Annotated in this window: 17 protein-coding genes; 9 read left to right on the top strand and 8 right to left on the bottom strand. The window is 53.6% G+C overall.

Annotation, left to right across the window (positions count from 1 at the left end; translation table 11 throughout):
- Positions 1-8 precede the first annotated feature (8 nt).
- The gene (locus tag AC2FJ5_RS20350; RefSeq protein ID WP_496692157.1) at positions 9-506 is read right to left on the bottom strand and encodes a hypothetical protein; all 498 of its coding nucleotides are present in this window, start codon (positions 504-506) and stop codon (positions 9-11) included.
- Between the two features lie 861 nt (positions 507-1,367).
- Here AC2FJ5_RS20350 and AC2FJ5_RS20345 point away from each other — a divergent pair.
- The gene (locus AC2FJ5_RS20345; RefSeq protein WP_496794429.1) at positions 1,368-2,909 is read left to right on the top strand and encodes an ankyrin repeat domain-containing protein; all 1,542 of its coding nucleotides are present in this window, start codon (positions 1,368-1,370) and stop codon (positions 2,907-2,909) included.
- Between the two features lie 73 nt (positions 2,910-2,982).
- Here the strand turns inward: AC2FJ5_RS20345 and AC2FJ5_RS20340 are convergent, their stop codons facing one another.
- Positions 2,983-3,933, bottom strand: coding sequence for an alpha/beta hydrolase family protein (locus tag AC2FJ5_RS20340; RefSeq protein ID WP_496794428.1), 951 nt, complete (start codon positions 3,931-3,933; stop codon positions 2,983-2,985).
- 208 nt (positions 3,934-4,141) lie between these two features.
- Between AC2FJ5_RS20340 and AC2FJ5_RS20335 the strand changes: the two genes are divergently transcribed.
- A complete protein-coding gene (locus AC2FJ5_RS20335; protein WP_496794427.1) occupies positions 4,142-5,236 on the top strand; it encodes a helix-turn-helix transcriptional regulator in 1,095 nt (364 codons plus the stop codon).
- Between the two features lie 404 nt (positions 5,237-5,640).
- On the opposite strand, the gene AC2FJ5_RS20330 is transcribed toward AC2FJ5_RS20335, so the two are convergent.
- The 3 genes from AC2FJ5_RS20330 to AC2FJ5_RS20320 all read right to left on the bottom strand — a co-directional run bounded on the left by AC2FJ5_RS20330 (position 5,641) and on the right by AC2FJ5_RS20320 (position 10,949).
- On the bottom strand, positions 5,641-7,917 hold the full coding sequence (locus AC2FJ5_RS20330; RefSeq protein ID WP_496794426.1) for a serine/threonine protein kinase: 2,277 nt from the start codon (positions 7,915-7,917) through the stop codon (positions 5,641-5,643).
- Between the two features lie 298 nt (positions 7,918-8,215).
- Positions 8,216-9,256 (bottom strand): hypothetical protein, encoded by a 1,041-nt coding sequence (locus tag AC2FJ5_RS20325; protein ID WP_496692162.1) that lies wholly within the window; start codon positions 9,254-9,256, stop codon positions 8,216-8,218.
- Positions 9,257-9,332: 76 nt separating this feature from the next.
- Positions 9,333-10,949 carry a phosphate ABC transporter substrate-binding/OmpA family protein gene (locus tag AC2FJ5_RS20320; RefSeq protein ID WP_496692163.1) on the bottom strand — a complete coding sequence of 539 codons (1,617 nt, stop codon included), beginning with the start codon at positions 10,947-10,949 and terminating at the stop codon, positions 9,333-9,335.
- 899 nt (positions 10,950-11,848) lie between these two features.
- Between AC2FJ5_RS20320 and AC2FJ5_RS20315 the strand changes: the two genes are divergently transcribed.
- The 4 genes from AC2FJ5_RS20315 (at position 11,849) to AC2FJ5_RS20300 (ending at position 13,877) form a co-directional block, all read left to right on the top strand.
- Positions 11,849-12,298: a hypothetical protein gene (locus AC2FJ5_RS20315; RefSeq protein ID WP_496794425.1), complete on the top strand. Its 450-nt coding sequence runs from the start codon at positions 11,849-11,851 to the stop codon at positions 12,296-12,298.
- A gap of 3 nt (positions 12,299-12,301) precedes the next feature.
- A complete protein-coding gene (locus AC2FJ5_RS20310; protein WP_425595609.1) occupies positions 12,302-12,520 on the top strand; it encodes a helix-turn-helix transcriptional regulator in 219 nt (72 codons plus the stop codon).
- Positions 12,521-12,557: 37 nt separating this feature from the next.
- On the top strand, positions 12,558-13,181 hold the full coding sequence (locus AC2FJ5_RS20305; RefSeq protein ID WP_496794424.1) for a class I SAM-dependent methyltransferase: 624 nt from the start codon (positions 12,558-12,560) through the stop codon (positions 13,179-13,181).
- A gap of 72 nt (positions 13,182-13,253) precedes the next feature.
- On the top strand, positions 13,254-13,877 hold the full coding sequence (locus AC2FJ5_RS20300; RefSeq protein WP_496794423.1) for a putative glycolipid-binding domain-containing protein: 624 nt from the start codon (positions 13,254-13,256) through the stop codon (positions 13,875-13,877).
- Between the two features lie 99 nt (positions 13,878-13,976).
- Here the strand turns inward: AC2FJ5_RS20300 and AC2FJ5_RS20295 are convergent, their stop codons facing one another.
- The gene (locus AC2FJ5_RS20295) at positions 13,977-14,786 is read right to left on the bottom strand and encodes a division plane positioning ATPase MipZ (protein WP_142639130.1); all 810 of its coding nucleotides are present in this window, start codon (positions 14,784-14,786) and stop codon (positions 13,977-13,979) included.
- Positions 14,787-14,997: 211 nt separating this feature from the next.
- Here AC2FJ5_RS20295 and AC2FJ5_RS20290 point away from each other — a divergent pair, with 211 nt between their 5' ends.
- Together AC2FJ5_RS20290 and AC2FJ5_RS20285 are read left to right on the top strand one after the other, a co-directional pair.
- Complete coding sequence (locus AC2FJ5_RS20290) at positions 14,998-15,885, top strand: AEC family transporter (RefSeq protein WP_496692168.1); 888 nt, start codon at positions 14,998-15,000, stop codon at positions 15,883-15,885.
- A gap of 79 nt (positions 15,886-15,964) precedes the next feature.
- Positions 15,965-17,551, top strand: a complete 1,587-nt coding sequence (locus AC2FJ5_RS20285) for an MFS transporter (RefSeq protein WP_496750837.1) — start codon at positions 15,965-15,967, stop codon at positions 17,549-17,551.
- A gap of 106 nt (positions 17,552-17,657) precedes the next feature.
- Here AC2FJ5_RS20285 and rpmE read toward each other — a convergent pair whose 3' ends face one another.
- Together rpmE and rplS are read right to left on the bottom strand one after the other, a co-directional pair.
- Complete coding sequence (gene rpmE, locus AC2FJ5_RS20280) at positions 17,658-17,879, bottom strand: 50S ribosomal protein L31 (RefSeq protein ID WP_142639136.1); 222 nt, start codon at positions 17,877-17,879, stop codon at positions 17,658-17,660.
- Positions 17,880-17,890: 11 nt separating this feature from the next.
- Positions 17,891-18,274: a 50S ribosomal protein L19 gene (gene rplS, locus AC2FJ5_RS20275; protein ID WP_142639138.1), complete on the bottom strand. Its 384-nt coding sequence runs from the start codon at positions 18,272-18,274 to the stop codon at positions 17,891-17,893.
- Between the two features lie 381 nt (positions 18,275-18,655).
- On the opposite strand from rplS, the gene AC2FJ5_RS20270 reads away from it, so the two are divergent.
- Positions 18,656-19,207: GH25 family lysozyme (locus AC2FJ5_RS20270; protein ID WP_496794422.1), on the top strand; the 552-nt coding region annotated here is incomplete at its 3' end.

Here is a 19,207-nt window from a genome sequence, read left to right as displayed (position 1 = left end):
CAAAGCCGTCAGTTTGTCGAGATGAGACCCAGATTGGCGGCCTTCTTGTCCAACGCGACATACACAAAAATGTTTGGGTTTTTGTCCAGTGGGCGAACCAGATGAAACTGTTTGCCAAGTGTAATCAGAATGTCTTCGATGGTATCGTTGAGTTTCAAAGCTTCGATTGCCTGCAGCTTAGCGCGGACAACTTCAACATTCGCGGCGCCTGCGGTATCAAGATCAAACTTGGAACCGCCCTCTGTGCCTAAAACAAGACCGGTATCGCTGTCGACGAGGCACGCCCCCAGAAGACCTTTGATTTCACTTAGTTTAGAAATGTCCAATGACATGTTTGGCTCCTTTTTGGCCTTGGAATAGTTGGTCTGACCTGCACCAAATGCACGATTGTCCGGACGGGCTTTGTTGTTTGCGGGCGGAATGGTGATGACGTGTCTTTGAATCAGGCCAAATCTTTCGTTAAATCTGGCCAGCACAGAGGTGGCGTCACCTTTGGATTTCGACATTTTCTATCCAATTCTCGCTGTGATTGTGGAGGTACAATGTCGACCTGTATGTCTGTCACTTCGAACTGCTTGGGCATGAAGAAACAGCTGATCAATTAGTCTGTCATCCAAACCAGGGAGGGCGTTGGTCCTCCGATGGGTGTGACACTTGGGATCAGATGTCACTTTCAGAACTGATGTACTTAGGTTGCGAGAGAGATTGTGGCCTCTGTGCAAAAAAACCAGTGCTGCAATGCAGGCAAAGACTAAGTATTGGGCAGTGTTGGTTGAAAAAGCCAAAACACTTTCGGGGCCCAGAAAGAATGCCGGCCACAGATGCCCAATTTCAAAAAGAACGCCAGCCAAAACGGGTAAAACAGAACTCAGCACAAGACCCTCGCCTCGTTACTAATCAACTAAGCTGTCCGTAGAATACCGGGAGTTTTAACTGACCTTTCAGACATCTTAAAAATTTGTAAGGATTTGTTTTTCGTAGGTGTGAAGTGAAGTCTAGGGCGCAAATGACTCGTTAACTGGCCCTGCGAGCATTCAGACGCCGACGTGGTTCAGAACGAGATGAACAACAGTTCCTAATTGGCAACTGTGTGCACATTACCGACCTTCGTGCAGAGTGCAGCATCTGTTTCTTGGGTCTCGTTGCAGGCCGCGGCCTTCGTTTTGCGGTCATTCGCATCAGTGTCATCCACTCAAGCCGATCTTGCGGGTGCTGCTTCGGATGGTTATGATAAGAATGCTTCTAGGGAAAGCCTCCAGGTCCGCGGAAAGCTGTCATCGGCATCTCTATCAACAATACGACAGCCTTATTTCGGTATGTCTCATGCTCGGATTCAGCGGACCATCGAGCCAAAAGTGAGGACACCGATGACAAAATCCCTGGACCAATTGCGCCGCGATGCCAAAGCACTTCGCAAAGCCTATGAAGCAGGCGAATTACGCGCCCGTCAACGCATCGCAAACTATCCACCTCGACCGGAGGCAACAGCACTCAGGCACTCGGACTATTTGCACGTAATTGCGTGCGAGAACAGTTTTCCGACCTGGCCTGCCTTAAAGTTCGCAGCCGAACTACTAGGCATGGACAAAGCCGCCAAACGGCAGCGCCTGAAACTGGCTCTCGCTCAGGGTCATTTTACGGCTGTTGATCAACTTCTGGCTGACGCGCCCGATCTGGCTGACGGAGATTTCGGGCTGTGTCTGGCCCTTTATCGCAAGTCGGATGTGTTGGAATTTCTCAACCAAACGCCGAAACTGGCGACCCAGTTTATTGGCGATCTGGCGCCGCCTTTGACGATCCTCGCCCGGTCCAAGTGGATTCATCGCGCATCCGGGCTGGCCAATGACATGCTTGATATCGCAAATGCCCTTTTGGAATCCGGTGCTGATGTTGATCTTGGTGCGCCGGTCTACCATGGCAACGACTACAAGCTATCACCGCTCTACTTCGCCATAGGCCATTCGGACAATATGGTTCTTGGGCAATGGCTGCTGGAGAACGGCGCAAATCCGAACGACGGCGAGAGCCTTTATCACTCAACCGAGCTGGGTCATCATAAGGGATTGCAACTGCTTCTGGATCATGGCGCCAACCCGAAGGGGACAAACGCATTGCTGCGCGCGATGGACTTCCATGACACAACGGCGGTTCAGATGCTTCTCGACCACGGGGCTAAAGTAGATGAATTTGACGGGACGCATGTTGGCGGCGAGGCACCGTGGGTCGTCCCTGCGCTACACCAGGCGGCGCGAAGGATGGCCACGCCAGATATGGTCGAGCTTCTTCTTGAAAAAGGAGCCGATCTGAATCGGCCCTTTGAAAACACTACGCCCTATGCTTATGCGCGGGTATTTGGAAATGTCAGTTTGGCGAGGATGCTCGAAGAGCGCGGCGCAGATACGACCTTGAGTGAAATCGAAACTACATTGAGTGCCGTTGCCGATGGCGTTCAGCCGCCATGCAACCTTGACCGAGACAAGATACCTGACGCTTACCGCAATATCATTCGAATGATATTGCACATCCCGGGAAAACTGGATCACGTTCGACGACTGGTCGCCGTAGGAGTTGAATATGACCGTCCAGATACCGAAGGATTGACACCGGTGCAGGTTGCCGGATGGGAGGGCTTGCCAGACGTCATGGAGTACCTTCTGTCGTTAAAGCCAGACCTGACACATGTGAACGGCTATGGAGGAACACTTCTGTCCACAGTTATTCATGGGTCAGAGAACTGCCCGCAGAGATTAGACCGCGACTATACTCGGTGCCTGTGTCTGGCATTGCGGGAAGGCGTCGCTCTTCCGCGCCGTGCCATAGATCTGGCAAGCCAAGATGCCGTGTTCGAGTTTTTGTCAGATTGGGCGGAGCTATATCCCGAGCAAGTTGTCGACGGTGGTGTCGCCTAAACTGGTTTATGCGATCATGATAGGAGGCGAAGGCGGAAGGCCGGATTCACCGTACCATTCCGCCTCCGCACGGTTATGAATTCGAAAAGAAATCCGTAACAGCGTCGATGATCATCTCATGCTTGGCAGCACGCGCTGTGCCGCCATTTGAGCAGATGATTTCGTCTCCCGGTTCTTCTCTTGCGAGCAGTTCGTAGCCTCCGGGCTTGCAGCGACCCAGGAAGTCAAAATGCGATAGCGTCTCGGGCTCGATATAGCGTGCATTCTGCGTGGGTAGGGCGGCAATCAGGGCACGGGATTCAATGTCGAGGGTCAGACCAGAATTCATGATCGGCGCCCCAAAGACCAACATCGGCCGGTCAATTTTCCGAAGGCTCGCTTCGGAAAAGCTCTGTGTTCCGCCAAGATCAAAAACTGCAAATGCCTTGATCCGAGGATCAGACAGGTCAGCTTCCATCTGAGCGCGATCTTCAGATGTTTGCGCGATTTTCCAACCCGAAAGGATGCCACAAGCCAGTTCGTCTGGCTGAGTGTCGCAAAACCGATTTAACCCAGCCGCGTCGTACCGCGCGCCGGCAAGGGCAACAGCCGTAAAGCCACCCAGTGAGTGTCCCGCCATATAGATTCTGTCTGTATCGACATACCTCGCAAAATCAGACGAACCGGTTGCATGGTCAATGACACGGGAAATGTCCTTTGGCCGCTCCCACAGTTGCCGCGTTAGATCGGGTTCGCGAGACCAGGTTGACGTACCAGGATGGCTGATGGCGGCCACGATGTATCCGCGCCGTGCCAGCGCACCGGCAAGCCATGCCTGATTATAAGCGTTGCCAAACATACCATGAGATAAGACGACAAGTGGGAACCGGCTGGTCACTGGCGCAGCATCTTTCACAACCTTCGTCCCAGCCCACACTTCACTTTCGAAGTCGTAAGTCTCTGGCCCAGTTGCATCTGTTGGATACCAAATAAATCCGGACAGATCGCGTTCTCCCTCAACGTCGGCGACATTGAGTTCTGTCATTGCTGGCCGATAGGGCTGGGCAAATGCCGCGGCCGCGCACATAGCTAAGAACCCAGCAAGAAGGTAAGAAGAGTGTCTCATCAAAAGCTCCGATCATCGTTCAAGATAAGTCAAAGCTGAGCCGTGGGTTTATTTGAAACAATGCTTTGCACTGCCTATACCTGTCCTTGATCCTGATCGAGGACAGGTCGCGATAGAAAGAGGACAAATGGACAGCCCCGGGTTGATCAGTTTCCCCTTGCCGCTGGCGACAGCGTTTCTTTGCGGTGTGCTTACCATGCTGGCTTGGCGGCTGGATCTGGGCTTTCGTCTGGCCAACATGTTGTTCTCAGCCTTTTTTGGGTTGGGCGCCTTCTCATCCCTGTTGGTCGGTCTGCGATTTGGCTATGGAGTCGAGGGGTTGATCCCGCTGCAACGCAGTTTGCCCTTGTTCCTCGGACCGCTCCTGTATCTGAGCTTTGCATCGATGGCTGTCGAAAGGCACGACGTCGCCAAGATCGTCATGATGCACCTAGGTGCGCCTTTCATTTTGATTGGGTTGTATCTGCTCTTGGCCAGCGACTTGAGAAGTATGGATTGGGTAATCAGTGCCAGCTATTCGTATTATTGCGTCGCTCTCTTCTTACTTTGGCGGAAGGGGCCTGACGCACTGAGTCAAGCACGGGTCGATGTCACCCAGGCGCTTTCCAACTGGCTTTTACGCGGCATTGGATTTCTCGTCTTTGTACTGGTTTTGGATAGCGCGATCGCAATCGACTTTGCATTCAACAAGGGCGCCAATGCCTCAATGCTGATTTCTTACGGAACTGTTCCGTTGATCTTTCTTCTTCTTGCGACGTCAATCACGCTCCCAGTGATGTTTTCCAAAGCCAACGCTGTGTCATACCCAGCGCCAGTATCCAATACTGAAGATGCGAAAGTCCTAGAACGACTGCAGGCATTGATGGATGAACAACAGCTTTTTTTGGACCCCAACATAACCGTCCAACGACTTGCCAAGCGCTTAAGCCTTCCGGCCCGCACTGTGTCGTCTGCTGTCAACAGAACTCAAGGAACCAACATGTCGCAATACGTGAACGAGTTCCGTTTGACGCATGCGGCCCGGTTGCTTGCAGAAACTAATGAAAGCGTTGCCAACATCGCTACTCAATCAGGGTTTTTGGCACGCTCCAACTTCTATCGTGCATTCCAACGGGTCTACGGACAAACGCCTATCGAATACCGCGCACTTCGAAATTCAAAAGAGAAACCACAATTCGACGACCATAATCCGCAAAATTCCAAGCATTCACACTCGGCGTAAATACTTGGTCACAAATCGAATGACAGTTGTCTCGGCTCGAAGCCGCGTCCGTGGCACAGCCTTCATGCTGCGTTAGCAAAGTCACAATCTCAGTGAATGAATGTGCCGACATCAGGCTAGGACTTCGTGCCAATCGCGAATGGAACCGCATAGCTTGCTCATTGCTAGGTCGGTAACCATACCGCTGCTCAGAACGCCGACTTGTTCAGAGAACTTTGGCTCAGTTTCTCCATATACGGTGAAATGAAACATACCGGCTTCATTATCTTTGTCTGTAACGAACGCCCAGACGGTTGTGTCGCAAACTTTTCGAAAGACTAGAACCAGTGTTATGCTTTTTCACAACCCACCAATTCAATGTGGCGTGGTAAACTCGCACACTGCGTTCAGCCATGATCTCTCTTTTACTTGCCCACGTAGTGCAAGTCCGCCAGCCACAAAGAAGTGCCTCTTCTGACCGTGAACTTGAAGTCAGTCTGGCCGTCATTCAAACCTGCTCGCAGTAGATCGGCAATCGTATCTTGCCCATCGATAATTTCATCTGTCGGAAAATATGCTGTCAGCTGGTCGTTCGGTTTCAGAGTTGTGCCTGGGCCTACATCTTCTGGGACATGAACCACGCTCGTAACCCATTTTCCATTCTCTGCATATTGAGTTTGAAAAACGACGCCATTCGACAAGGTCGTGTCTTGTACGACACCCAGAGTAACGTCCCGCACTTCGACACCGTCTCTTGGGTTAGAAAGCCCGATGGTCACATCCATGGTTCCCTCTTGTGAAGGAGTAGCCCCTGTTTGAAGTAGAACGGCAGCGATGGAGTTCAGATCATTGATTTCAATCCCATTGACAGAGTCAATACGCAGCCCCGCGTGAACCCAAACCGGGGCCTCGCTAGCGACGTATTCCACAGTATCGGGACTATCCGCCGACGCTACAAAAGGCAGAAGAACCTTCCATTCAGATTTCACTGAAGTCGGCCCTAAATCCTGAACGATTTGAGTGGTAGTATCAGCTTCGACATTCGCCTGATCTGTGTCGCCAGTGCTCACTTTAGCAGCAACTTCATCGTTAGCCTGCGCGCGCGATTCTGCCTCTGCCATCGCCATTGCGACTGCTTCGATTTCAGCCTGTGCTCGGGCTTGCGCTTCTGCTGCGGCTTTGGCTGCCGCTTCGACTTCGGCCTGCGCGCGGGCTTCTGCCTCTGCCGCGGCTTTGGCGGCCGCTTCAACCTCGGCTTGCGCGCGTGCTTCTGCCTCGACAGCGGCTTTGGCACGTGCTTCGGCTTCGGCTTGGGCAGCCGTCTGGGCAGCCGCTTCGGCCTCAGCCTGTGCACGAGCTTCCGATTCGGTTGCCGCTTTGGCGCGGGCTTCGGCTTCGGCCTGAGCCGCTGCCTGAGCTGCGGCTTCGGCCTCAGCACGCGCTATGGTCTCTGCCTGCGCTCGGGCTTCGGCTTGGGCCAGTCGTGCCTCGGCTTCTGCGACCCGTGCGGTGGCATCTGCGATTGCTTCTGCCGTCGCCGCTGCTTCGATCTCAGCTTGGGCGCGGGCTTCAGCTTCGGCAGCCAAAACGTCCTCTTGCGTTGCTTGTGGCTCGGAGGATGGTGAAAATGCTCCGATGGCCAGCACGCCGACTACGGCACCTACAACTCCAAATGCCAGCAGCCCGCCGGTTATTGCGACACGGTTGATTCCGCCGGATGAAGAGACCGCAACTCTAACATCCTGTTCAACGGCGGTCGGTTCGGTCAAGTGATCTATCGCCTCGAGCCACTCATCAGCGGTTTGAAAGCGATCCTTTGGCATCGCCGACATAGCCTTGTCGAGCGCTTCGAGAAAGACGTCATCATACTTATCAAAGCGCCCCTGCAAAGGTTTGCAAGGATCGGGCTTTTGCTCGGCAATCGCAGAGACCCGAGTCTGGCTGTCTGGCGCGCGCTCTCCGGTGATCACATGATAGAATGTTGCCGCCAAGGAATAGAGGTCGCTAAACGGTCCTTGCACGCCGTCAGTGACATAAAATTCCTGTGGGGAATAGCCATCCTTGACTGCGCGTAAGGCAGACAAAACTCGGTTTGTTTTCCTATTTTGCTCGCGCGCAGCACCAAAATCAATCAATACAGGTATCTTGTTGGGTCCGACCAGAATGTTGTCAGGCGATATGTCCCGATGCAACATCCCTTGCTTGTGCATAAATGCGACCGCATCCAGAATCTGCCGCAGGATCGACATGACATCGGCTTCGTCCAGCTGGGTTTCAGCGTCGTCGATTGCGTCCAAAAGATCCGGGCCTTCAACGAAGTCCAGTGCCATATAGGCGGTGTCATTGTCCTCAAAGACTTGGTGCACGCCAACGATATTGGGGTGATCCATAGTTGCCAGGCGCTGCGCTTCGTTGATGAAGTGCCGCACAATCTGGCGAAGATCTTCTTTGTGTTTTTGCACACGAGCCTTAACCAGCAGATTCTGTCGGCGCGCGAACATGGCTGGAAAACACTCTTTGATGACCACCTTGCGGTTGAGACTGTCATTGGCCAGATAGGTAATGCCGAAGCCGCCGCTGTTCAGGTAGTGGTCAATTTTGTACTGACCATGCAACAACCGGGCGCCGGCAGGGAGATCATCTGCGGAAGAGGCTCCGATCATCTGACCCGTATCTTCATCACCAGTCGTTACTAGTTTCATTACGTTGCCCATGCCTCGTCCCGTCCGTTATCGTCCCTTGCACATCAGGAATTATTCAATTTCCAATCACAAAACGTTTCTCAGTTATACACACTCTTTACGCGAGTCCGTTTGTTTCGTGATTTCCAGTATGCACACTGTTCGATCCAAGTTGGTCAGCGTAGGAAGTCAGTACATACAAACGTTTTACTTTTGCTTTACCGGAACCGGAACCATTGAACGGTTAAGCTATTTTGCAAAGGTTCACGACGCCTTCAAACATGTGATAATCTCAATCAAACCTTGTTTTAGCTATATGTTAGATCTTGGCTTTCAGATTAGCGGCAATGCAAGACGATCGAATGCCACGAGAGTAGTGGCGGCGCATGTTGTTTACCAACTGCGCGAAGATTTCGACCGCACGATTAGAATTCATGAATGTAGCCTGGTCAATTGACCCCTCAACTGGGGTGCGGATGGACATCAGCGTCTTGTAGCCACCTATGATTTCCAGAGCCTGAACCACGCAATCGTAGTCTACTGTTTCACCTTCGCATGAGTCGCAGTAGCGTTTTACTATGTCCAAGTATTTATCGGTTTCACTGATGCGGGAAATGCTTTCGTTCAAGCGAACCAAATCGACACTTTCAGGTAAGTCCGATCCCCGGCCCAGCATCACTGTCGTGAACTGGTTGGCTTCGTCGGAAAAATGCTGATTGAGGTTCAACAGCCGTGCCAGTCGTTTGAGACCCAACAACCCCGAAACACGTTTGGGATTGGATTCTTCCACAAAGGCCCGCATCGTGATCGCCTTGTTTTCCCGCGCCATATAAGCTTCGATCCACTTGAGAAAACCGGCTTCGGACAGGCCGTAGTTTTCTGAAGGCATGGAATTGATCAGATCAAAACGGCCGTTATTCAGTGTATTCCACAGTACATACTCGGCGCCTTCAATCTCACCATGAGTTTGCAGTGCTATCGCATTGCTGATTGGCTGACGACCAACCCGATATCCAAAGATAGCCTCGCCGTGTTTTTGTAGGGCAGGATTGCTCAGAGCAAGCAACCAGTTTACGGTCCCCTTATCGGGATCCGGTGCACGAAGAAGCTGGTCTCGTGCCTGATGATTGATCAAGTAATCGGAAAATCCTCCAGGTACAGTATCGCGATCGATCTGACCAAGGATCATTTGCGCCGACGTGTTCCCCTGACTGGCCGCTTCCGACAATCCTTGCAGGCCTTCGGCCTCGCTACCATTGAGCCAGGTGTCTACTGCGGTTTTGTATGGGTCTTCCTGCGCGACAGCCGCCCCTGACAATTGCAGTAGGAAAACATTGGCCAATACTGCGAGCATTCTCATACGACGTTACTCCATTGAATTATCGTCTTGGTCACTGACCGTTGTATTCCCGTTCCGAAGCTGAGTTGGCGCTTCGCTACTGGGATGTGGTGACGACGTCTCGCAACCAGACTTCCACTCGGCGGTTGATACGGCGACCATTCTCAGTGTCGTTGCAACTTAGCGGCGAGATCTCACCATAACCCAGAGTTCGGATGGTTAACCCGTCCAGGCTGTTGGTAGGCGCTGCTTGTAGCAACGCATTGCTAACTTGTTTGGCACGCTGCTGACTGAGTGACCGGTTGGATCCGCCAGCACCGACAGAGTCTGTGTATCCGATCAAAAGAAGTTCTTTGTTTGTGGTTTCTTCCTTGGCAAGCAATGAAGCAAGGCGCCTTATGTCGTCCTGTGCCCGCGTATCCAGGCGAGAGGATCCGAATGCAAACCGAAAGGTTATAGAACTACGGTCGGCACCGGACAGCTCAGCCGACATTTCCTGCAACTGTTTCAGAGTAACCTCTGCATCGGTTGGCATAACTGCGCCAAGATAGCGTAGTCCCTGCTCATTGGGGCCTTGCAGGGATTCCCCAAGTGACACAAAGCCCGAAGCATCAATTGTCTCTTGCGCCTTTTCGCTTTCGAGGAATTGCATGAAGCGGCTCAACTGTGCTGGCGCAGTTTTGCCGGTATATGCATACAAGCGTCGGCTAAGCGGGTATTCTTCTGTCTTGATGGTGAAAGGTGTCGCTGGAACCTGAATTCCACAAACACCGCGAATTGCAAGAACCTTGGCCTCATCAGCACTTGCGAGGCTGGTAATTCCGATACCAAGCGGATCAGAAGCAACTGCTGCAGCCAATTCCGTGTCTGTTTCGAAAAAGCTTGTATCGCTCGCGTATGTTGCGCCCACGGGGTTCATGATCAGGTCATTGAAAACCAAAGCAGTTCCGCTTTCAGGCACTCGCATGTAAAGCTGGATCGGGGCATCGGGCCCACCAATCTGGCTCCAGTTGGAAATGGCTCCGGAAAATATCCGCGCTAGATCCTGCTCGGCGACTGCCCGCAGTTGGTTACTTTGCGATGTAATAACAACTAGACCGTCCAGCGCAAAAATTTTCTCGTTTTCACTCGTGGTGATATCCCCGAGTCCAGCCTGCGATGCGCTTGCCAGCTCGTCGGGTTGAGCCGGGCGTGTGGTCACTGCCAGTGCTGAGTTTCCATCGACCAGTTGTTTGATCCCGTCTGCGGAGTCACCACCCATCAAGGAGACTTCGGCCAAAAACTCGCCTAGTTCGTTGCGGAGCAGTAGCTTATCAACACCTTCTTCCTCCGAGCGCAAAGCAGTGCCGCCAATCTCCTCACCGAATTGCGTCGTAAGGTCAGCGAATAAGACATCGACCAGCCGAGAAGAACCAGAAATGCCATATTCGACCGGACCTTCGTTCCGACTGGGGCAGGCTTCGCCAATGCATTCAACTTTGAAAGCGTCAACCGTGATTGTACCAACCACCGTTCGGAGTTCGTAATTGGCGCCATCAAAATCTATTAGCTCTCCGGTCAGAGTCATTCCGCCGTCTAAACTGTTCAATTGAACAGTTTCAGCGTTTGCCATGGTCGCGACGGACAACATCAACGCACCAGAGGTAGTTTTCAGGACCCGATTTAACATTTTCCTAACCTCAAACTTCTGATTATTGATTCTCGTTTTACTCAAGGTTGTTTCGCAAAAACTGATACAACCTTCATAATTTCTTAATGACGTAGCGGTACCCGGGAAGTTTAGTCAAGGCTGCAGCGGGGATACATAAAATTGCCTTACTTCCCCCCACTTATGGACACGTTTGAGGCAGATTCTAACCACAGTTGGCGCTCTTTCTTAGCTTGTATCCGAAGCTAACGCGATTCAACGTCGAATTGAGTCGTGATTTTAGGGGCTCAGGTTTTCCCTGAGATTTCCCAGAACGAACCTCATACCTTTCTTGCCACGCATTCGCAGCCTTTGACCCAGGTGATTCTTAACTATTTCGAGCACTCGAACGGTTCTGTTGCAAAGTTCTGAACCTGCCGAGCGGTTTCAGCAATCACTCGTGAGTTAGGCGCGAGCTCGGCGATCTGCCGAAACGGACAGAATCCGGGTGTGAATTGCCCCTTGCGATTTATGTGGGGGACTTCGATATCGTCCAAAGTTGCCGCTGCTGAAGCGAAGGGGTTGTGTCGCAAACTTTAGATGACGCGTACGGCACATGTGTGGGTTCAAGCCATTTAGATCAGCTTCAGCCACACTCGATGGCATTGAGGTAGTCAACATGATCCGGAAGAAACAATTCTCTAGTAATACAACCTCTGGCTTTCGGATGTTTGCTGAGATCGCAGGATAACTGGGTCTAGCATAACGCTGGTTCTAGTCTTCGAAAAGTTGGCGACGCAACCTTTGGGCCAGTCGCAAACGCGCAGCACTCCAGTTGGAGTCGTAGATGCCCATCATCGAGCACAAGCTGCAACTACGTTTCGATAGTGAGGTATATTATTTTTGACATAGAGTATAGTATTTCATACAATGTGTAAGTAATAATCGAGTCACTAGAAGTGATTTGTCCAGAAGGGATTTCAGAAATGACCTACCAAGATCGCAATACGGTCGTCTCGATCTTCGTGAACCTCGCCGTTAGTGCATTTGTTGTTTCACGGCTTCTGGATATGAATGCCTCTGGATTGCTTGATGGCCCAGACGCTGTAAACAACTGGGCCCGCATGGTGATCTGGCTGATCCCCTTGGGCGTCGTGGCCACCATCATCGGCACCATACTGTTCAACATTGGGTTTGCGATTGTTACTCACGAGCCCAAACCCAGCTTCGTCGTTGATGAACGTGACAAGATGTTCGAGCGCCGTGGCAGCTACGCCATCATTATCTTCGCGGGTGCGGGTTTTGTCTCAGCTGTCGTCGCCATGGCTCTCAACGCATCAGCGCTCACCGGCTTCAACATCATCTATTTCGGAATGGCTTTCGGATCCCTGTCAGCAGATATTGTCAAATTTGCTAGCTATCGGCGGGGGTATTGATCCATGGGCAAGCTCAGGATCTCCAACAACATCAGACGTCTACGCTTTGACGCAGATGAAATGACGCAAAAAGAACTCGCCGAAAAGGTTGGAGTCACCCGACAAACTATCGTTGCCATTGAAAACGCCAAGTATTCACCAACGCTCGAACTGGCGATCTTGATTTCTCGTGTATTCGACAAGCCCCTCGAAAAAGTCTTCGACATCCAAGACGCCAGCTAATTCATCGCGTCTGCTGCACCCTACCAAAGGATTAGATATGTTCATCAAACCCACCCGGTTCTGGAATCTGATGGCGAGATCCTATGCCCGCCGTCCGGTCCAAAACCAAGCCGCGTATGAATACAAACTGGACATCACTGCAAGACACCTGTCCCCCCAAGATCGTGTCCTGGAATTTGGTTGTGGCACCGGTACGACGGCGCTCATTCACGCCCCAAAAGTCGCCCATATCGACGCCATCGACTATTCATCCGAAATGATCTCAATCGCCCGGGAAAAAGCCGACGCGCAGGGCAGCAAGAACATCAACTTTGAAGTTAGCGCGTTCGAGTGCTGGCCTATTCCGGCGAAGGGTCAACAGTATGATGCCGTACTGGCTATGTCGATCCTGCACTTGGTACTGGATCTTGACGCGACACTGGATCGTGTTCGCAGTTCCTTGAAGGAAGGTGGTCTGTTCTTCAGCTCGACGGTCTGCCTAGAAGGTCTAGAGAAGTACGTCATACCAGCTCTCGGAGCCTTCGGCCTATTGCCCAAGATCCGCGTCCTGACGCAAGAAGTCCTTGTTGAGCGTATGCAAGCTCATGGGTTCGAAATTGAACAAAAGTGGCGTCCCGAAACGGGTTCGACTGCTTTCATCATCGCAAGGAACATCGGTTAGTTCGTTCGACATCTGACAACACTGACCCAGCCGTTCACGCACGCCGCCGAGAACGGTTGGAGAGAGCCCTGATTGACCTATGCTGAAACACGCATGAATGTCCGCTATGGGGCAAGCAAAGCAATAGCGATGGTTGAGGCGATGATGCGAAGTACAATGTGGCGACGGATTGATGTCGTGGGCACAGAAGCCTGTTCGGTTAACCGTAACGGAACGTCTCGCGTAATCTCGGGCATGGCTGTCTACGTAGTTGAAAATTCTCCTGTCAGAATAGCTTATTCCGTGACCTGTAATGACGAATGGGAGTGTAGCGCCGCCACCGTACTGCGTTGGATTGGGGCAGATAGGGTTGATCTTGTTTTAGTGAAGCAAGACGATGGTACATGGACCTCGAATGACAAAGTTGTGGATGCTGTTGATGAATTGCTCGACATCGATCTTGGGTTTACACCGGCCACGAACACGAATGCGATCAAGCGACTCCAGCTAGGGATTGGAGATCAGGCAGAGTTCACTGCTGTTTGGTTGGATGATGAAACCTGGACATTCAAACCGCTGAAGCAACGATATGAGCGGCTGAACGAGAATACCTATAGGTACACTTCGATCAATAGTGGATACGAAGCAAATTTGACTGTCGATGGATTTGGTTTCGTTCGAGTTTACCCTGAGTATTGGAAAGCAGTGATAGCTTAGGCCCAACAAGGGCTCTGAAGCTAAAACGATTGCCAGAAACGGACTTTCGTTTTTCCAGGTGAGCGGCAGTATAGTCCGTCTACCCGTCGTAAAAAGCCTCTAAAAATCGATCTCAACACCCGGCAGGTTCAGCTCTTTCATCATGTCGCGCAATTCCTGACGTGCTGCAATGTTCGAAATGTTCAGCTGTTTGATCCCGATATCCTTGAGGTCCAATAGGGTCAGCCCGCGCGGGAACAGCTCTCGGAAAATAACGCGTTCGGAAAAGCCCGAAGCAACCCGGAAGCCGATCCGCTGCGACAGCATCTCGATCGCGCGCTGCATCTTTTCCTTGTTGACCATGCGTTGGGTGCCGACGCGGTTGCGCACTACGACCCAGTCGATGGGCTTCAGGCCGGCTTGCGCGCGCAGCTGTCGGGCGTTCCAGACCATCTCGGAATAGACCGACGGGCCCAGGATTTTCTCACCCTTTGAATCGATGCGCGCCAACAGGTCAAAGTCGATGAAACTGTCGTTCAGCGGGGTGATCAGCGTGTCGGCCAGCGAATGCGCCACCTGGCTGAGGCGGGTATGAGAGCCGGGGCAGTCGATCAGGATGAAATCGCTATCGCTTTCCAGCTCGGACACGGCCGCTGAGAGGCGGTGGTCATAGATGTTCTCGCCGGGTTTCAGCGTGCTTGCGTCAATTTCGGGCAGGTCATGGTGGCGGGGGCTGGGAAGGGTCAGGTCCGCGCTTTTCAGAAAGCTATTCCGGTTCTCGAAATACCGTCCCAAGCTGCGTTGCCGCAGGTCCAGATCCAGGGTGCTGACCTTGTGACCCAGGCGGGCGAGTGCGGTGGCCACATGCATCGACACAGTCGATTTGCCCGCGCCGCCCTTCTCGTTCCCCACTACGATAATATGTGCCATGCCTGTATTCCCAAGTCTCACCGTGTTTGCGTACACGTTGTTGCAGGCCACTATATGTTGTGGAAAGCGGGAAGGGAAGAACCCGAAACAATGTATGGCGGCATAAAAAGGCGGTGTTGCGGAAATCTCAGCCTGCCCACAGGCCGCTGACTTGCGAAAGCCGGGACTATGTTTCAATCTCCAGGCTTAAGGACTGTGAGAAAGACATGGCTTGGAGCATCTGTTTCTGAACGTACTGAATGTGGTGTTGCCGGTGCTGATCTGTGCCGGGGCTGGGTATGCACTGGCGTTGACCAAAACGCCCTTTGACAACAAGGTCATTGGCGCGATCGTTTCGCGGGTTGGATATCCCACACTGATCATCTCGCATCTGTCGGCCACAAAGATCGCTGTTGGAACGTTTCTGGACGTGATGGCCGCTGCGGTTTTGGCGATTGCCGGGTTTGGTGTTCTGGGATTTGCGGCGCTGAAGGTTATGCGTCTGCCGGCGCGGGCCTTTCTGACGCCTCTGATGCATGGGAATGTGGGCAATATCGGATTGCCAATCACTTTGCTTGCGTTAGGCGATGCGGGGATGGCCTATACGATGGCATTTGTAGTGGTCGTTCTTGTCAGCATCTTCACTGTAGGGATGTGGATACCAGCCAAAGAGTTTTCGCCCAGAAAGCTCGCCACCTCGCCGATCATTTATGCGGTGGTCCTATCGCTGGTGCTGATGGCCAGCGGCTATAGCCTGCCTCAGCCTGTTGCGAAGTCATTCGATATCCTGGGTGGGCTTTCCATCCCGCTGATGCTGCTGACTTTGGGCCACACATTGGCCAGCCTTCGGGTCAACCGCCTTGGGCGTGCGGTGATGCTGACCGCTTTGCACCTGGTGATGGCAGTTGCAATCGCCAGCGGGTTGGTCTGGGCCTTCGGCTTTACAGGCGCTGAGCGCGGCGCGGTGATCCTGTGCTGTTTGATGCCGTCTTCGGTGGCGACCTATTTGTTCATAGACCAGCATGTGCCGGAATACGGCCCCGATGTTGCCGGGTTCATACTGGTTTCGACCCTGACAACGATCATCGCTTTGCCGCTGGCGCTGTCCTACTGGATCTAAGGCTAGGCGGTTTGCACATTCCTGCTAAGCTGTCGGTGTGGCGCTCCATAGTCGCCGCCCGTATTTTAGGACGTATTTGATGTTACAAACGAATTCATCTGATGTCGGCGCACGCGTTGTATTGGTCATGACGGCGATTTGCATGGTTGTTGTTGGCTTTAACTCCACAGCGGTTGCGACCATCCTGCCTGATCTTAAGAATGAGTTCGATCTGTCGCCTTCGGACCTGCAATGGGTCATGGCCATCTATACCGTGGTCAGTGCCACGCTGGTGACGATTATCAGTCGGCTGGGTGATATCACGGGCAAGCTGGGCGTGTTTCTGGTTGGCATGATCGTTTTTGCCATAGGCTCTGCTTCGGCCTTGTTCGCGCAGGACGGGGCGATGATGCTGTTTGGCCGTGGGGCGCAGGGGGCAGGGGCCGCAGCGCTGTTTGGCACGTCGTTGCCCTTGTTGACTGCAGCGACCCCAGAGGAAAAACGCGCCAGCGTTACCGGAGCATGGGGCGCCATCGTCGGACTGGCGATCGGGATCGGCCCAATCCTGGGCGGTGCATTCGCCCATTACATCAGTTGGAGAGCCGTATTCGCCACCGATCTGATCCTGCTGACCACCGCGTTTTTCATCGGGTTGACCGTGAGAAAACGGAACTATGTCCCAAACACGCGGCTGGCCGGGGCCCGGTTCGATTATCTTGGGGCTGTGGCGATTGTGCTGTTTTTGGGCCCGCTGTCCTTTGCCCTGAGCAATGGGGAAAGTGGCGGATGGCGAGCACCGTTGACTCTGGTGCCGCTGGGTGTCGCCATGCTGGCCTTGGTCGGCTTGGTGCTGGCCTCGCGCCGCAGCGAAGATCCGTTGGTCGAACTGCGCTATTTCCTCCATCCACGCTATTTCATGGCGGCGGCGGGGATGTTCCTAACCGGCTTTATGCTGTTTGGCTTTTTCGTCTATTTCAACACCTTCGTCCAATCGCCGGATACCTTCGGCTACACGTCCATCGGGGCAGGGCTGGCGATTATGCCGCTGAGCCTGAGCATGTTCGCGGTCTCGGTCATCGCGCCCCGGTTTCTGGCGCCCTACAGCTTTCAGTGGCCCGTAGTGATTGGGCTGAGTGCTATGGCGGTTGGGTTTTTGTTGCTGACCACGATCACAGTGCCCACTCAATATGCGCAGATATGGTGGAAATTGATGATCGTCGGCATTGGCCTTGGCATCTGTTTTTCGCTGCTGCCGCGTCTTGGGTTGCGGCTTTTGCCGGACGAGCATGTAGGGCAGGGGTCAGGTGTGATCAATGCCTGTCTATACTTCGGGGCCACGCTGGGGGCTGTGGTCTGCGGGCTGGCCGAGGCCATCACTTCGCGCCGGGGTCTGACCGAAGTGATTGACGCGCTTCCGGCTGGCTCGACCCCGCGCGAAGATCTGGCCCATGCGCTGACCCACGGAACGCCCAGTCAGATCCAGCAGTTGATCGCAGGCATGGATCCAACATCGGGAAGTGCTCTGGCAAAGGCCTTGCGCGACCTGCAGGACAACGCATTTGACAGCGCCATGATGGTGACGGCGATTGCGGCGCTGATCGGCGTGACGCTGGGGTTGATGTTGCTGCGCGGCCCTGTGCCCCCGGTGCACAGCGCGGCGGATCTGACACGCGTGACGAAACCCTGAGGGATTGATCCTGACGCGTTTCTTGCCACGGCGGTGTCAGAGGTTTCGGGTAAAACGAAAAAGGCCGCCCAGAGGGGCGGCCTTTCGCATTCGAAACAGGTCAGGCTTAGAAGCCCAGACCTTCGTATTTCTTTTTGAACTTCGACACACGGCCACCGGCGTCCATCAGACGCGCGCCGCCACCGGTCCATGCGGGGTGCACGGAGGGGTCGATTTCCAGAGCCAGCTGATCGCCTTCGGAGCCCCAGGTGGATTTCATCTGAACTATGGTGCCATCGGTCATTTTGACGTCGATGACGTGATAATCGGGATGGATGTCTTTTTTCATCTTTCCGTTCCTTACGCTTCGGCGCCAGCTTTGGGCTTGTAGTTGGTGACCTCTGCGATACGTGCGGATTTACCGCGACGAGTGCGCAGATAGTACAGTTTGGCGCGACGAACGCGGCCACGGCGGACAACGGTGATGCTGTCGATATTGGTTGAATACAGCGGGAACACACGTTCCACGCCTTCACCAAAGGAAATCTTACGCACGGTGAACGCACCGGCGATGGTGTTGCCACCTTTACGGGCGATGCAGACGCCTTCGTAGTTCTGAACACGGGTGCGCGACCCTTCGGTCACTTTAAAGCCGACACGAATGGTGTCACCGGCTTTGAAATCGGGGATGTCTTTCCCCAGGGCGGCAATCTGTTCCGCCTCAAGCTGTGCGATCAGGTCCATCGCAGTTTCTCCTATCTGCTCGTGGTTGGTCCACGAAGTTTGGGCACGGCCTGAGAGCTCTTGGTCTTCACCGGGTCCTGCGTACAGCCCGCCAGAGGTCAGATCGAATGTTCACTTGGTCTCTGGCCTGCTCGCCGCGCCGTGGCTGAAGAAAGCCGGGCGTCACGACATGATGCAAACCAAAACACCGGAGTCGCGAAGTTGCGGCACCGGATTGCGGTCATTTACGGGCATCGGGGGCAGGGATCAAGCCTAAATCGCCATGCAAGGCGGGGAAAACGGTGGGTTTCCGCCGCACGCAAACAGAACCATTGCCTTGCGGGGCTGATCAGGCAAACTGGACGTAATCATAAGAGCAGTCATTTGATACAGGATTAGATCATGCGCACCGCATTGATGCTTGCCGTCATGGCCTTTGCGACCCTGTCCTGCGGTCGCAGCAGCCCGCCGCCGCAACTGGTCGAGGCCCAGTCGTTTCCAGATGCTACGCCGCCCTCTGTGATCTTCCCAGCCTTTGCAGATGCAGACCCCCACGAATGGGAAGGGAGACATCCGGGGCATTACCCGGTGCACGGGCTGGACGTATCGCGCTGGCAAGGAGCGATAGACTGGCGCACCGCCAAGCAGTCAGGCGTTAGTTTCGTCTTTATCAAAGCGACCGAAGGGGGCGATGTGGCCGACCCCATGTTTGCCAGCCATCGGCAAGGTGCGCAGGCTGCGGGCGTGCCGTGGGGGGCATATCATTACTACTATTTCTGCCGGTCGGCGCGGGAACAGGCCCGCTGGTTCATCCAGAACGTACCCAAGGGATCGGATCTGCCACATGTGCTGGACATGGAGTGGACCCCGCATTCTAAGACCTGCACCCTGCGCCCCGATGGTGCGACGGTCCGGGCCGAGGCTCAACGGTTCCTGGATATCCTCGAACGCCAC

Source organism: Ruegeria sp. CDSA221 (genome assembly GCF_059611825.1).
The sequence above is the reverse complement of the archived record's forward strand: the minus strand, read 5'-3'. Positions and strand labels throughout refer to the sequence as shown.

Bases quoted from the DNA above. Each gene is read 5' to 3' on its own strand.
- rpmE (WP_142639136.1), bottom strand. From the start codon at position 17,879: ATGAAAAAAGACATCCATCCCGATTATCACGTCATCGACGTCAAAATG.
- AC2FJ5_RS20345 (WP_496794429.1), top strand. From the start codon at position 1,368: ATGACAAAATCCCTGGACCAATTGCGCCGCGATGCCAAAGCACTTCGC.
- AC2FJ5_RS20295 (WP_142639130.1), bottom strand. From the start codon at position 14,786: ATGGCACATATTATCGTAGTGGGGAACGAGAAGGGCGGCGCGGGCAAA.
- AC2FJ5_RS20340 (WP_496794428.1), bottom strand. From the start codon at position 3,933: ATGACAGAACTCAATGTCGCCGACGTTGAGGGAGAACGCGATCTGTCC.
- AC2FJ5_RS20310 (WP_425595609.1), top strand. From the start codon at position 12,302: ATGGGCAAGCTCAGGATCTCCAACAACATCAGACGTCTACGCTTTGAC.
- AC2FJ5_RS20335 (WP_496794427.1), top strand. From the start codon at position 4,142: ATGGACAGCCCCGGGTTGATCAGTTTCCCCTTGCCGCTGGCGACAGCG.
- AC2FJ5_RS20350 (WP_496692157.1), bottom strand. From the start codon at position 506: ATGTCGAAATCCAAAGGTGACGCCACCTCTGTGCTGGCCAGATTTAAC.
- AC2FJ5_RS20325 (WP_496692162.1), bottom strand. From the start codon at position 9,256: ATGAGAATGCTCGCAGTATTGGCCAATGTTTTCCTACTGCAATTGTCA.
- AC2FJ5_RS20305 (WP_496794424.1), top strand. From the start codon at position 12,558: ATGTTCATCAAACCCACCCGGTTCTGGAATCTGATGGCGAGATCCTAT.
- AC2FJ5_RS20285 (WP_496750837.1), top strand. From the start codon at position 15,965: ATGTTACAAACGAATTCATCTGATGTCGGCGCACGCGTTGTATTGGTC.
- AC2FJ5_RS20330 (WP_496794426.1), bottom strand. From the start codon at position 7,917: ATGAAACTAGTAACGACTGGTGATGAAGATACGGGTCAGATGATCGGA.
- AC2FJ5_RS20315 (WP_496794425.1), top strand. From the start codon at position 11,849: ATGACCTACCAAGATCGCAATACGGTCGTCTCGATCTTCGTGAACCTC.
- rplS (WP_142639138.1), bottom strand. From the start codon at position 18,274: ATGGACCTGATCGCACAGCTTGAGGCGGAACAGATTGCCGCCCTGGGG.